This is a genomic window from Psychrobacter sp. TB55-MNA-CIBAN-0194, from assembly GCF_040309505.1.
Taxonomy (GTDB): domain Bacteria; phylum Pseudomonadota; class Gammaproteobacteria; order Pseudomonadales; family Moraxellaceae; genus Psychrobacter; species Psychrobacter fozii.
Window position 1 is genome coordinate 1 of record NZ_JBEOOW010000423.1, and the last position, 262, is coordinate 262.

Sequence of the window (262 nt, forward strand, 5' to 3'; positions counted from 1 at the left end):
GTATTACAGAGCAATTTCAACGTTTTGGTGTAAAACAGTTAGAAGTATTTAGCTCTGAGCCCATTAACTACCGCCAACGTGCAGAATTTAGAGTATGGCACGATGGTGACGATCTGTTTCATATTATGTTTGATCAACAAACAAAAGATAAAATACGTGTTGATACCTTTGACCCTGCAGCTCCTTTAGTAGGTGAAATTATGCAGGTGATGATTGATAATTTAAAAGACTGCGAAGTACTACGTCGTAAGCTATTTCAAAT

1 pseudogene is annotated in these 262 nt (G+C 36.6%); it reads left to right on the forward strand.

What is annotated here, in order from left to right:
* A pseudogene (locus AAEY75_RS15730) lies at positions 1 to 262 on the forward strand (tRNA (uridine(54)-C5)-methyltransferase TrmA); the annotation flags it as partial.